This window comes from Brevundimonas sp. (assembly GCF_036659295.1).
Classification (GTDB): Bacteria; Pseudomonadota; Alphaproteobacteria; order Caulobacterales; family Caulobacteraceae; genus Brevundimonas.
This window is the reverse complement of the sequence record NZ_JAVXCU010000002.1, coordinates 43,555-56,925: the sequence shown is the minus strand read 5'-3', so window position 1 is coordinate 56,925 and position 13,371 is coordinate 43,555. Positions and strand designations below refer to the sequence as shown.

The 13,371-nt window shown below is 62.3% G+C and carries 13 protein-coding genes; 5 read left to right on the top strand and 8 right to left on the bottom strand.

Going from position 1 to position 13,371, the window contains the following annotated elements; all coding sequences use genetic code 11:
- Together RSB01_RS00800 and RSB01_RS00795 are read left to right on the top strand one after the other, a co-directional pair.
- Window positions 1-1,015, top strand: a 1,015-nt coding sequence (locus RSB01_RS00800) for a BCCT family transporter (protein ID WP_332624970.1), incomplete at its 5' end; no start/stop codon positions are given.
- A gap of 82 nt (window positions 1,016-1,097) precedes the next feature.
- Window positions 1,098-2,738, top strand: coding sequence for a serine hydrolase (locus RSB01_RS00795; protein ID WP_332591884.1), 1,641 nt, complete (start codon window positions 1,098-1,100; stop codon window positions 2,736-2,738).
- Window positions 2,739-2,791: 53 nt separating this feature from the next.
- On the opposite strand, the gene RSB01_RS00790 is transcribed toward RSB01_RS00795, so the two are convergent.
- From RSB01_RS00790 to prmC, 5 genes are all read right to left on the bottom strand, one after another.
- Window positions 2,792-3,202, bottom strand: coding sequence for a hypothetical protein (locus RSB01_RS00790; RefSeq protein ID WP_332619451.1), 411 nt, complete (start codon window positions 3,200-3,202; stop codon window positions 2,792-2,794).
- Between the two features lie 61 nt (window positions 3,203-3,263).
- The gene (locus tag RSB01_RS00785; RefSeq protein ID WP_332590278.1) at window positions 3,264-3,959 is read right to left on the bottom strand and encodes a DUF4893 domain-containing protein; all 696 of its coding nucleotides are present in this window, start codon (window positions 3,957-3,959) and stop codon (window positions 3,264-3,266) included.
- A gap of 65 nt (window positions 3,960-4,024) precedes the next feature.
- Complete coding sequence (locus RSB01_RS00780; protein WP_332590279.1) at window positions 4,025-4,669, bottom strand: hypothetical protein; 645 nt, start codon at window positions 4,667-4,669, stop codon at window positions 4,025-4,027.
- A 126-nt stretch (window positions 4,670-4,795) separates the two neighbouring features.
- Entirely contained in the window at window positions 4,796-5,743 is a 948-nt protein-coding gene (locus tag RSB01_RS00775; RefSeq protein WP_332590280.1) for a DUF4167 domain-containing protein, read from the bottom strand.
- Window positions 5,744-6,087: 344 nt separating this feature from the next.
- Complete coding sequence (gene prmC, locus RSB01_RS00770) at window positions 6,088-7,014, bottom strand: peptide chain release factor N(5)-glutamine methyltransferase (protein WP_332590281.1); 927 nt, start codon at window positions 7,012-7,014, stop codon at window positions 6,088-6,090.
- 52 nt (window positions 7,015-7,066) lie between these two features.
- Between prmC and RSB01_RS00765 the strand changes: the two genes are divergently transcribed.
- Window positions 7,067-8,368 (top strand): YihY/virulence factor BrkB family protein, encoded by a 1,302-nt coding sequence (locus tag RSB01_RS00765; RefSeq protein ID WP_332590282.1) that lies wholly within the window; start codon window positions 7,067-7,069, stop codon window positions 8,366-8,368.
- Here RSB01_RS00765 and prfA read toward each other — a convergent pair.
- A complete protein-coding gene (gene prfA, locus RSB01_RS00760; protein WP_332590283.1) occupies window positions 8,365-9,432 on the bottom strand; it encodes a peptide chain release factor 1 in 1,068 nt (355 codons plus the stop codon). The genes RSB01_RS00765 and prfA overlap by 4 nt on opposite strands.
- Window positions 9,433-9,701: 269 nt before the next feature.
- Between prfA and RSB01_RS00755 the strand changes: the two genes are divergently transcribed.
- The gene (locus RSB01_RS00755) at window positions 9,702-10,358 is read left to right on the top strand and encodes a response regulator (protein ID WP_332590284.1); all 657 of its coding nucleotides are present in this window, start codon (window positions 9,702-9,704) and stop codon (window positions 10,356-10,358) included.
- A gap of 87 nt (window positions 10,359-10,445) precedes the next feature.
- A complete protein-coding gene (locus RSB01_RS00750) occupies window positions 10,446-11,219 on the top strand; it encodes a sulfite exporter TauE/SafE family protein (RefSeq protein ID WP_332590285.1) in 774 nt (257 codons plus the stop codon).
- Window positions 11,220-11,271: 52 nt separating this feature from the next.
- On the opposite strand, the gene RSB01_RS00745 is transcribed toward RSB01_RS00750, so the two are convergent.
- Window positions 11,272-11,871, bottom strand: a complete 600-nt coding sequence (locus RSB01_RS00745) for a glutathione S-transferase N-terminal domain-containing protein (protein WP_332590286.1) — start codon at window positions 11,869-11,871, stop codon at window positions 11,272-11,274.
- 303 nt (window positions 11,872-12,174) lie between these two features.
- Entirely contained in the window at window positions 12,175-13,311 is a 1,137-nt protein-coding gene (gene ispG / locus RSB01_RS00740; RefSeq protein ID WP_332590287.1) for a flavodoxin-dependent (E)-4-hydroxy-3-methylbut-2-enyl-diphosphate synthase, read from the bottom strand.
- Window positions 13,312-13,371 lie beyond the last annotated feature (60 nt).

The window sequence follows — 13,371 nt, the reverse complement described above, 5'->3', positions numbered from 1 at the left end:
GTATGCCTATGAGCCGAGGGCCTGGCTGGCCGACTGGACGCTGTTCTACTGGTCGTGGTGGATCGCGTGGTCGCCGTTTGTCGGCATGTTTATCGCCCGCATTTCACGCGGCCGCTCGGTGCGCGAATTTGTCATCAGCGTGCTGACCGTGCCGACCGCCTTTACGTTCTTGTGGATGACGGTGTTTGGCAACTCGGCCATGTCGCTGGATATGGGGATTGCGCAAGGCGCGATTTCGGACGCGGTACGGGCCGACCTTTCGACCGCCCTGTTCGAGTTTCTGGACTATTTCCCGCTGCCGACACTAACCTCCATCCTCGCCATTGCGCTGGTAATGGTGTTCTTCGTGACCTCGGCAGATTCCGGTGCGCTGATCCTGGCCAACCTGTCCTCGGCCCATAATGACGAGGATGCGCCCGGCTGGATGCGGATCTACTGGGCGGTTCTGCTGGCTCTGGTCTCGTCGTCCCTGTTGCTGGCGGGCGGGCTTTCGGCCTTGCAGACCGCGACACTGGTGGCCGCCCTGCCCTTTGGCATCATCCTGTTGCTGATGGGGGCCGGTCTGGTGCGCCAGATGAATGCCGACCTGCGCGGCGAAGTGATCGAACAAGCCGCACCGCATCTGGGGGCCCGTCTGCGCTTTATCTTTGCGCCCGCCAGTCGCGAGCAGATTATCCGCCAGATCAACCAGACCGCCTGTCCGGCGCTGGAAGAGGTCTATGTCGCGCTCAGTGCCAATGCGGAGTTCGCACAACTGGACCGGCAGGAGGACGAGATCACCCTGATCATCGATAATGAAAAGGGCACCTCCTTCTATTATCGCGTCTCTCCCCGTTCGAGGCCGCGCCCTGCCCTGACCGCGTCCGAAGCACGCCAGAACCGTCGCCTGAACGAATGGCGCATGGTCGTCAACAGCAGTGACGGCAAGCGCGCCCGCGACATTACCGGCTTTACCCGAGAACAGATTGTCTCGGATGTGCTGGAGCATCTGCAAAGGTGGCGGGCGGCGCTGTAACGACGGCCCAACCGTCGTTGCGATGCTGGCGCGGCGTCGGGAAGCAAGATAGCGTGGCCGTCGAGATTATACCGGAGCTGCCATGTCCCTTCGTCTTTCCCGCCGCGCTGCACTGCTGAGCGGTAGTGCCGCCGCGCTGGCGGCTCGTCCTGCCTTTGCCTTTCAGGCGGCCAATGACGATGCCTCGCTGGTCGAGGCATTCGATGCCTATGTGAAACGCTGTCTGGCGGCATGGCCGGAGCAGCCGGCTGTGTCGGTGGCACTGGTCAAGGACGGCCAGACCCTTCTGGCCAAGGGCTATGGCACGCGCATCAAGGGCCAGAATGCGCCCGCCGGTGACCAGACCCTGTTTGCTATCGCTTCCAACTCCAAGAACGTCACCGCGGCCTGTCTGGGTATGTTGGTGGACGAGGGCAAGGTGAAGTGGGACGAGCCGGTTAAAACCTATCTGCCGGAGTTCACCCTGTCCGATCCGGTGATCGCCGAGCGTATTACCGTGCGTGATACCCTGTCACACCGTGCCGGTTTTGGCCTCGGGGCGGGTGATCTGTTGTTCTGGCCCAATAGCGACCGCTCGCGTGCCGATGTGCTGCGTCAGGCCGCCTTTGTGCCGATCGAGGACGGGTTCCGCGCCAACTATCATTACTGCAACCTGATGTTTGTGGTGGCCGGTGCCGTGATCGAGCGCGTGTCGGGTATGACCTGGGAAGACTTTGTCCAGACCCGCGTGTTCGACAAGCTGGGCATGGCCGACAGTGTGCCGCTGGCGCGTCTGGCGGACCCTGCCAAGTCCGCCCTGCCCCATGGCCGCGTGGGTCCGCCGCTGCGCTATCAGGGTGAGATGACCCAGATTGCCCAATCCATCGCCGAGGTGTGGAACTGGGACAATGCTGCTGCGGCCGGTGGCATCTGTGCCAGTGCGCGTGACTGGGCCAAGTGGATGGCGCTGCGTTTGAACAACGGGGCACTACCCGATGGGGCCCGTCTGTTCTCCGAGGCGGTGGCCCGCGAGATGTATCGCCCCAACATCATCGTCTCCTCGTCCGAGGGGCCGACCGCGGCCATGCCGAACCGTTCGATTGCCAATACCTATGCCATGGGCTTGCAGGTTCAGGACTATCGCGGCGAACGGATGGCCACCCATGGCGGCGGATCGCCGGGCGGTATCTCCTCGACCATCCTGCTGACGGCGCGCAAGATCGGCATTTCGGTGTTTACCAATGCCGAGGAAAGCTTCCTGCTGCGGGCGCTGCGTTCGGGTCTGACCGATCTGGCCATGGGCAAGGTGGATGTGGACTGGATCGCCGATTCCAAGCGCATCGAGGCCGAAGGCATCGAGAAGTCACTGAAAGCCGCAGCCGAGATCGACGCTAAACAGGCCGCCGGTGCGCCGACGCCTCTGGCGCTGTCGGCCTATGCCGGAACCTGGCAGGACCCGTGGTATGGCGACATCGTCATCTCGGAGCGCACCGAAGGTCGGGGCAGTCGCCGCAAGTCGGGACTGTGGGTCAGCTTTACCCATACGCCGGCGCTGAAGGGTTGGCTGGAACCGTATGACGGCAATACCTTGCGCACCCGTTTTAGCGACAAGCGCGAGGAAGACGCCTTCTTTGCTTTCGAGGTCGAGAATGGCCAACCGGTGCGGGCGACTCTGAAGGGTGTCTCGCCCGATATCGACTTCTCGTACGACTATCAGAACCTGCGCCTGACGAAGGCGGGTTAAGGTCGTAGTGGCATTAAAGAAAAAGGGCCGGATCAGATGATCCGGCCCTTTTATTATTCGGGACGCTTGCCTGCTTCGAGGATGGGCATGCCCGCCTCGGTGGGGATGTAGATGGTCTGGCGACCTTCCTTGCCCGCCGTTTCCTGCAGCATGTTGATATAGGACCAGCGCAGATAGTTTTCCGCACCGCCGAGGGCCTCGGCCATGATGCGGTTGGCCTCGTTGGCCCCCTTGGCGCGTTCGATCTCGGCCAGTGCGGTCAGCTTGGCGGAATCAAGGGCGGCCTGTGCTTCCAGCACGCGGATGCGGCGATTTTGCACGGCTTCTTCGTAGGCGGCGCGGCCCTGCATCTGTTTGGAATAGACGTTGTAGGTGGGCAGGCCCACCAGCACGATCGCTAGAACGGCTACAGCCGCTACAATCGTCCAGATCGTAGCCTTTACCCCGTATTGTGCCTTGGTCATCGTGCCCTCCCTCTAAAAACAGTGTCGTCAAATTCCGGCAAAGAGGGCCGACTGACAAGCCCTATTCGGGGACCAGTTCCATCACATCCAGATTGGATTCATTCTGCGGCCATGGCGTGACAAGGCGCCAGCGTTGCGGGCCGATGCGTTCCAGCACGGCCAGGGTGTCGCGGTCGGGGCGCGCGCCATAGGCCGGTGCGCGGTTCTCGTTCGACAGGGCCATAGCGCCCAGCATGACCATCTGTTTGGCGTTTTCGGGATAGAGCAGGCCCTGCACCCGTTGCGAGCCGGTCAGCTTGGTCAGCAGCAGGCCCTGATCGGTGGCCTCGATGCGGCAGCGGAACCAGCCATAGACGACATAGCCCAGACCGTCATACTCGGCCTGACTGCCCAGTTTTACCGTACGGCAGCGATAGTGGCCGCTGGGCATGGCCGGATCCGGCAGGCTGGCCGTCGGATCAACCAGAGCGCCCAGAGCTTCGAGATTGCCGCTTCCGCCCAGACGGCGGGCCTGTTCCAGTGCCACCTTCCACGCCGCGTCGCGACGATCCAAACGGTCACGGTCAAACGGTGAGATCACACCGCGCCAGTCGACCAGAACCGCGCCACCCGGCGGCGGCGGCGGGGGCGGCACGAGGACGTCGACGGTACCCGAACCGCTATTTACCGACGCGCACCCTGCCAGTACCGACAGGACCATGCCCGTCATTACTGTGGTACCCATCCATTTACGCAGTTCCGGACGCCAACAAGCCACGCGGCTCTCCATGTTTCAGGCACATACCCCACCTTGCGCTATTCGACGGCCTTAGAGCCGGTGCGTCAAGGGCGACGAGGGTGGTATCGGTCCTGTTTGGGAGACAACGGGGGCTGATGCGGTTCATTTACCGCTTTGGCATGGCCGGTCCGGTGTGCGGGGCCACGGCAAAGGTCGGGGGAGAACAACAGTTCGACGACCACGCCCTCGCCCTCGAACACCGACATCAGTTGCTGGCCGCCCAGCCGGATCACGTCCTGTTCCAGATGGCCAAGCAGGCGAAAACGGTTGCAGCCCTGCCACCAGCGCACATCCTGTCCGGTTACGCCGCTGCTGTCCGAAATGCTGAAACGCAGTCCTCGTTCATCATGGTGCAGGTCGCAGATGACCGCGCCGTGGCGGCCCGAGGCAATGATGGCCGCCCGCGCCAGGTCGGTCAGCACAGCGGTCAGTACCACCTCGTCCACACACAAGAGCGGCACATCCCAGCGATAACGCCGCATAATATCGACGCGATGGAAGAAGGCCTCGTCGCCCAGACCGGAGACAACCCGTCGCAAGGTTTTTTGCGGACAGAAGGCGGGCGCAGCGACAGCCCCTCCATGCGGGCGGGGCTGTCGCGCGGTAGCCGGTAAACGCATCAGGGCCGTCAGTCGCGAGACATGGCCAAGAAGATCGTTCAGGTGACGGGTAAAGCCGGGGGAAGCCATGACATCATCTCTGTAATCATGGGCAGTCTTGGCTTTGAAACGAAAGTTTCAGTTACCAGACAGGCAAGCAAAAACCCGCAGTATGCAAATACTGCGGGCTTTCGAAGTCTGTAGATTTCGGAAAAACTAGTCTTCCGAAGTGGTTTCCTCGACCTTGCGGCGCGGGGCGCGACGGCGCGGAGCCGGAGCGGCTTCGGCCACGTCGTCCAGTGCGACCGGACGGGTCACAAAGCCCGGCAGGCTGGCAGCATCGCGCGAGGTTTCTTCGCCGGCTTCGGCAACCGGCTGCGGAGCCGCTTCCGTGCGCGGGCGGCGGCCACGCGGAGCACGCGGTGCCGGTTCGGCCTGTTCAACCTCGACAGCAGCGACCTGCGGTTGGCTGGTTTCAGCGGTGGCGGTGTCGTCGGCAGGCTTGTCATTCTGGGCTTCGTCGCCCGTCGCTTCGCTACCGTTTTCAAAGCGGCGGCTGCGGTCATCGCGACGACGCTCCCAACGCTCGCGGCGGCTTTCGCGACGGCCACCTTCGCGGTCATCGCGATCGGTGTCCTGTTCGCTACGTTCGCTACGTTCGCTACGCTCACCGCGATCGTTACGGTCATTACGGTCGTTACGTTCGCCGCGTTCAGCGCGCTCGGCGCGATCACGTTCACGCTGGGCCTCGCGTTCGGCGCGGTCAGCCTGACGGCGGGCCTCGTCTTCGGCGCGGCGCTCTTCGGCCTGCTGGGCGGCGATAATGGCGGCAGCCTGTGCGCCGGATTCGTCTTCGAAATCGATATCGAAGCCTTGGCCAGCCAGTTCGCGCTGGGCAATCTCGCTGACCGAGCGCAGCGGCTGGAGGGCGCGCAGGACACGGAAATAGTGTTCGGCGTGCTGGGTATAGTTTTCGGCCAGAACGCGGTCACCGGCAGCGCCTGCATCGCGCGCCAGTTGCATATAGCGTTCATAAACCGTCTGGGCATTGCCGCGAACCTTGATGTTCTCGGGACCTTGCGAGTCCCACGAACGGTTCGGGTTGGTTGCATTGACGTTGTTGCCACCGCTCGGCTTGCGATTGCGGCCGCGCTGACGCTTCATGCCCTTGAAATCTCTCATCGAGGTTACCGTGCTGGTGTGGGTCTGGCTGTCGTTTGACAGTCTGGGCCCAAGTCCTGGTTCCGCGCTTTCGGGGCCAATCCCCGTTGCGATTTGTTCGGAAAAACAATTGTCGCCCTGTGGTCCGCCGCGCCCTTTCAGGCCCGACCGTCACATGCCCCGGACACGCTGATGAAGGCTATAGGCAGCCGCATCCGCTGTGTTTGGGTGGAGACAAGGTGGACTTAGCGCGTGATTAAGCCCTTTGCCAAGACCTATTATGTAAAAAGCGGCGACAGGATTTTACACCTGCCGCCGCTTTTTGTTGTTCGGGGACGACCTGAACCTTAAGTCTTGGGACGGGGTGCGACCAGCGGGTCCGGACCATTGGTGACCACGCGGTCGCGCTGTCCCAGATCCTTGACCACCTTCACATCGGCAAAGCCTTCGGCCTCGAACAGGGCCTTGACCTGCGGGCCCTGATCCCAGCCGATCTCGACGGCAAAAATGCCGTCCGGGCGCAGCAGGCGTTTAATCTCGGGGGCCAGAATGCGGTACGGTTCCAGACCGTCGCTGCCGCCGTCCAGTGCCAGATGCGGATCGTGCTCGCGCACCTCCGGATCAAGACCGGCAATATCGCCCGTCGGAATATAGGGCGGGTTGGACACCACCAGATCATAGCTGTGATCGGCAAGGCCATGGGCCCAGTCGCCGTGCGCGAAGGTGCAGCGGTTCGACAGATCCAGCGTGGCGGCATTCTCGCGCGCCACCTCTAGGGCGGCATTGGAGATATCGACACCGACGCCGCGCGCCGCCGCACGTTCGGCCAAGGTGGCCAGCAGGATCGCGCCCGAGCCCGTGCCCAGATCGGCCATTTCGAAAGCCTGATCCTCGGCAAAGGCCAGGGTGATAATATCGACAAGCACCTCGGTATCGGCACGCGGGCTGAGCACGTCGGGGGTGACGTTCAGCATGATTTTCCAGAAGCCCTTCTTGCCGAGAATTTTGGAAACCGGCTCACGCGAAAGGCGGCGCGCCACCATGGCCTCGAAAGCGGCCAGTGGTTCAGAGGTGACGACGCGATAGGGATCGGTCAGGATATCGACGCGGCTCGCCCCTGTTGCCGCTTCCAGCAGGATGCGGGCATCAATAGAGGGGCTGTCGAGACCGGCGGCCTTGAAACGGGCCTGGGCATCCTTCCACAAGGCGAGAAGGGTTGTACCGGATGCGGGAGTGTTGGAGGTCGCGTTCATGCGGATTGATTGGGGACTCATGTCAAAAAATTCAAGACGGAACAGGTCACAGGCAGGATCGTTCTGAACCGCCATGGGCAGAAATAAATCCACCGCAAAACGGTCGGCCGCTTCGCGTACGCTTTTAAACCGCGTTTCGGCACTACTGACACCCCCTCGGTCCAAAGGGCAAAGCAAGGGTCGCACGCCGGTCTGGCTGCGCTATCTGGGGGCGGCCGGAGGCGGTCTGGCAGCGGGCGCTACGGCGGCGCACCTGCTTTATACGCAAGGACACAGGGTCGGGCTGGACCTGCGCCAGTATCGCCCCGAGGCGGTGGCCGACGACGAAAGTCCCGAAAGCTATGATCGCGCCGAGCCCGGTCGCGGGCGGCTGGCGACCTCTCCGCTGCAAATCCCGTTCAAGGGCTGGGTCGATATCCTGTGGCGCACGGGCGTCGGCTTTTTTGGCGACCGCGTATCCTTTGTAGCGGGCGGGATTACCTTCTTCATGCTGCTGGCCCTGTTTCCGGCCATCGGTGCCTTTGTCACCATCTATGGGTTGTTCGCCAATCCGGCCGATGCGTGGGGGCGGCTGGATTTCATCTATGAACTGCTGCCCGCCAATGTGGCCGAGTTTCTGGGAAACGAGATGGCGCGGCTGGCCAGCGGCTCGACCGGCCAGCTGACCTTCACCCTGATCTGGACGCTGTTGCTGTCGCTATGGGCGGCCAATGGCGGGGTGAAGACCCTGTTTTACGGGTTGAACCTTGCCTATCACGAGGTCGAAAAGCGCCACATCGTCAAATACAACCTGCTGTGCATGGCCTGCACCGTCTCGGCCCTGTTGGCCGTCATGCTGACATCGTTGCTGGTGGTGGGTGTGCCGGTGGTGATCGCCCTGTTCGGGCTTCAGGAGGAATGGGCCTTCCTGTCACCGCTGCGGTGGCCGGTACTGCTTGTGCTGTATGTGGGTTTCCTCAATCTGGTTTACCGGATTGGCCCCAGCCGGACCTCGCCGCGCTGGCGCTGGCTGACGCCGGGGGCGACGGTGGCGGCCATACTGGGCCTGCTGGTATCGTTGCTGTTCAGCTGGTTCCTGACCAATTTTGTCCGCACGGACTCCTATGGTCCGCTGTCGGCGGCCATGGGTTTCCTGCTGTGGACGTGGATTTCACTACAGGTCGTGCTGATGGGGGCCCGTCTGAATGCCGAGATCGAGCATCAGACCGCCATGGACACCACGGTCGGCCCCGACAAGCCTATCGGCGAGCGCGGGGCCGTGATGGCCGACAGCGTGGGCGCACGTCGGGGCAATCCCGCCGCGCTGGCCTTTACGTTGAAATATGCCGAGAGCATCGGATCAAAGGTGATCCGTCGCAAGAAGCGGCGCGTTTAGCCGAACTCGGCCTCGAGGTCTGCGAGGCGGGCGGCCTGATCTTCGGCGATCAGGGCGTTCAGCATCGGATCAAGGTCGCCTTCGAGGATTTGCGGCAAGCTATGCAGGGTCAGGCCGATACGGTGATCGGTCACGCGCCCTTGCGGGAAGTTGTAGGTGCGGATGCGTTCCGAGCGGTCACCCGAGCCGACCTGTGACTTGCGCGCGTCGGAGCGGGCATTGTCCTTGGCCTGACGCTGCTGGTCATACAGGCGGATACGCAGGTTCTTCATCGCCTTGTCGCGGTTGACGTGCTGGGACTTCTCCGAGGACGTCACCACAATGCCGGTCGGCAAGTGGGTGATGCGGACAGCCGAGTCCGTCTTGTTGACGTGCTGGCCGCCTGCGCCCGACGAGCGATAGGTGTCGATGCGGATATCCTTGTCGTGGATTTCGATTTCCACGTCCTCGACTTCCGGCAGGACTGCGACGGTGGCGGCCGAGGTGTGGATACGGCCACCCGCCTCGGTCGTTGGCACGCGCTGGACGCGGTGGACGCCGGATTCAAATTTGAGGCGGCCAAACACGCCGTCGCCGGTGATGGTGGCGATGATTTCCTTATAGCCGCCCGCCTCGCCTTCGGTGGCGCTGTCGATCTCGACGCGCCAGCCGATGCTGGAGGCATAGCGCGAATACATGCGGAACAGGTCGCCCGCGAACAGGGCCGCCTCGTCGCCGCCGGTACCGGCGCGCACTTCCAGAACCGCCGAGGCTTTTTCGTCGGCATCGCGCGGGGCGAGTAGCAGCGCGACCTCGCGCTCCAGATCCGGCAGGCGTTCTTTCAGGCTATCGATTTCCTCGGCGACCATTTCGGCCATGTCCGGATCGGAGGCCATGGCTTCCAGATCGGTCATTTCCTGACGGGCGCGGGCCAGAGCCTGTACCGCGTCGGCGACGGGTTTCAGTTCGGCATGTTCTTTGGACAGGCGCACGATCTCGGCCCCGTCGGTAGCTGCGCCCATGCGCGCTTCCACCTGATGGAAACGGTCAAGAACCTGATCGAGGCGAGCCTGGGGAAGACGCAAGGGATACTCCTGGATTGAAGCGGCCTGAATACGCTGACGGCCTGCCCCAAGTCTATGCCGGATCATGTATCGGTGCGTGTGATCGCGGCCTTTGAAGTCTCATCACGCGCTCATGGACAGATTGTGATGCGCCGTCACAAGCGCGTCAAAGGCGTTTTCACGGGGGCTTGTACTCCCTAGTTTTAGCGGTGCCGGACGTGGTTCGCCTCTCCTCCCGAGGGCTTGAGTATGGCCAGTGGCCGGCATTGCGTAACAGGGGACCGGGCAAAATGACCAACACCAAAGACCGTCCGGACCTTCGGGTCGATCCGGACGTAGAGCGGCTTTGTGCGCTCTATGACAGCCATATGGACCATGACGAGCCACTGAGCGCCGCCGCCGATGCCGAGTTGAGGGCACTGGCGCGGATATTCGATCTGGCCTCGGACGGGCCGTCGCGAAATCTATGGCCGATGATCCGCAGCCTGTTGCTGAAACAGGTGCCAAGTCGGCCTGCCCTGTTCGCTAACCCTGCCCTGCCCAACCCTGTCCTGAACAAAACTGTCGAGGAGGCTGATATGCCACGCGAGGCCCTGAATGTGCTGCTGGTCGAGGACGATGCAGAAACGGCGGCGACGCTGACCGAAATGCTGGACGAGGCCGGTCACCGCGTTATCGGCCCCTTCCACAGCGCCGAGGCGGCAGAGGCCGCAACCGCTCTGCACACGATCCATCTGGCGCTGCTGGACATAAATCTTTCGGGTCAGGCCACAGGAATTGATCTGGCGCGTAGCCTCAAGAGCAGCTGGGGTGTTCCTGTGATCTTTCTGTCAGGGGATGTTTCGCAAGCGGCACGCCATGCCGACATGGCCGCCGCCATGATTATCAAACCCTATTCAACCGCCGATGTTCTGAACGCCATCAACCGTCTCGAGATTGCGAACTGAACCCCGACGCCGTTACTAACGTTGTTAGCTGCCGGACCTGAGCCGCGCTGTCCGCCTGTTGCAGGCGCATGATCTAGGGAATGCCGATTGGATACCTTTCTGTTGTTTCTGTTGGTCGGCGTTCTGGCACAGGCCGTCGATGGCGCTCTGGGCATGGCCTATGGCGTGATTTCGACCTCGGTGCTGCTGGCGCTGGGTGTGCCGCCCGCGACGGCCTCGGCCAGTACCCATGCGGCCGAGGTGTTCACCACGGCCGCCTCGGCCACCAGCCACGTCGTGCACAAAAATATCGAGTGGCGGCTTTTTGTGCCGCTGGTGATCGCAGGCGTGATTGGCGGTACACTGGGGGCCTATGTGCTGACCGGTATCGACAGCAACATCATCAAGCCCTTTATCGTCGCCTATCTGGCCCTGATCGGTGCCTGGATATTGTGGCGGGCCGGGCATGACATCCATCCGCGCAAGCTGCCGCGCTGGGTGGCGGCGCCGTTTGGTCTGATCGGCGGGTTTCTGGATGCCATTGGCGGCGGCGGTTGGGGGCCGACTGTGACCTCGTCCATGATCGGCTCGGGACAGGAGCCGCGCAAGGCCATCGGCACGGTCAATACGGCCGAGTTTTTTTTAACTGTCGCGGTGTCGGCCACCTTTGTCTGGGCGCTGGTCAGCGGTCACTGGGCCGAGGCCGAGGGGCTGAAAAACCATGCCGCCGCCGTGTCCGGACTGGTGGTCGGGGGGCTGATTGCCGCGCCGTTTGCCGGACTGATCGTCAAGAAGGTGCCGCGCAAGGTGCTGACCTATGCGGTGGGTATTTTGCTGATCGGTCTGGCCATCTTCCAGGGCGTGAACCTGATCCTGAAATAATACCGGATGCTGAATTAAAAAAGGGAGCGTGTGCCGCTCCCTTTTTCTGTTCTTATTGCGGGAAGGTCGCTTTGAAGCTTTCGCGCGTTTCCATCGCCGACTGGAAGGCCACCAGCTTGGGGCGGCCTGTCTTCCAGTCATAGTCGGGGTGGCGGAAACCGATCCAGGTCAGCGCGATCGCCGCCGTGATCGAGCCAAGGTCGATACGGTCAGCCGACAGGTCTTCGGCTTCGAGAGCATCGAGGGCGCGGCCCATATTGGTCGTCCAGCGCTCGATCCACATGGCCGAACGCTCGTTCTCGGGACGGCGCTTTTCCAGCACCAGTTTGACGCCCATTTCCAGCGCCTGATTGCCGAGCGTTTCAAGCCGTTTGACGCGCAGCCAATCAGCCGAGCCGGATGGCGGAAGCAGGTCGTCACCGCCGCCAAGGCGATCTAGATATTCGCAGATGACCGGACTGTCGTTCAGCGGCAGGCCGTCCTTGGCGATCAGGGTCGGTACCTGCACCACCGGATTGGTTTGCAGCAGTTGCGGCGCATTGCCATAGGGATCGACCACCACCTGCTCGATCTGTTCGGACAGACCCTTCTCCAAAGCAACGATGCGGACCTTGCGGGCGAAGGGCGAAGGGGTGGTGATGTAGAGTTTCATGTTCTGAACCTATGTCGGCGCAACGCAGCGGTTATCTCGGAATAGCGCCCATTCCTCGCATTGGCGACCGTCATTGAAGACGCATACGCCATATTCACCGCCGCCCGTACGGGTACGGATATCGAGGCGGCCGCCAGCCTTCTCACAATGAACAGAGGCCGGATTAGGCATACCAATCCGTGGAGGCACAGGCTGCGACGGGACGTCTTGCTTTGCCCCAGGCGCACAGGCCCCGAGCAATATAAAAGGCGCAACGGTTACAAGCAGAACAACAGATATGCGCATCGGTTATCTCTCTAAAGCTTAGGCTTCGGCAGCCTCTGCGGCCAAGCGGGCAGCGTCCAGTTCGGCGGCCTTTTCCTCGACCAGTTCGACGATGTGGTCGATCATGCCGTCATTGGCCTGTTTGTGGGCGATCTTGCCGTTCAGATAGATCATGCCCGAGCCCTTGCCGCCGCCGGTAAAGCCGATATCGGTATAGAGGGCCTCGCCCGGACCATTCACCACACAGCCGATGACCGACAGGCTCATGGGCGTGGAGATATGGGCCAGTTTCTCTTCGAGGATGGCCACTGTCTCGATGACATTGAAGCCCTGACGGGCACATGACGGACAGGCGATGATGTTGACGCCGCGGTGGCGCAGGCCCAGCGATTTGAGGATATCAAAGCCGACCTTGATCTCTTCGACCGGATCGGCGGCCAGAGACACGCGGATCGTGTCGCCGATACCGGCCCACAGCATATTGCCCATGCCGATGGCCGATTTGATCGTGCCCGCACGCAAAGGGCCAGCCTCGGTCACACCAAGGTGCAGCGGGCAGTCGATGGCGTCGGCCAGTTGCTGGTAGGCGGCAACCGTCAGGAACGGATCGGATGCCTTGACCGAGATTTTGAACTCGTGGAAGTCGTTGTCCTGAAGGATGCGGGCATGGTTGAGCGCGCTTTCCACCATCGCTTCGGGGCAGGGCTCGCCGTATTTTTCCAGCAGCTCTTTTTCCAGCGATCCGGCATTGACGCCGATCCGCATGGAACAGCCATTATCGCGCGCCGCCTTGATGACTTCGCGCACACGGTCCGCCGAACCGATATTGCCAGGGTTGATGCGCAGACACGCCGCGCCCGCCTCGGCCGCTTCGATACCGCGTTTGTAATGGAAGTGGATATCGGCCACGAGCGGCACCTTGGCCGCCTTGGCGATGGTCCTGAAGGCCGCCGTGGACTCTTCGTCGGGGCAGGAGACGCGGACAATATCGGCCCCCGCCTCTTCCAGCTGCCGGATCTGGCCGATCGTGGCATTGGCATCCGTGGTCGGGGTATTGGTCATCGACTGGACGCTGATCGGGGCATCGCCACCGACAAGGACATTGCCGACGCGGATCTGGCGGCTCTTGCGGCGCTCGATATGGCGCCACGGACGGACGTGGGTATGGTCTGACATGACAGCCGTTACATAGGACGGGGCGCACCCGATGGCCACGCTCCCGAAGACAAAGTTTAT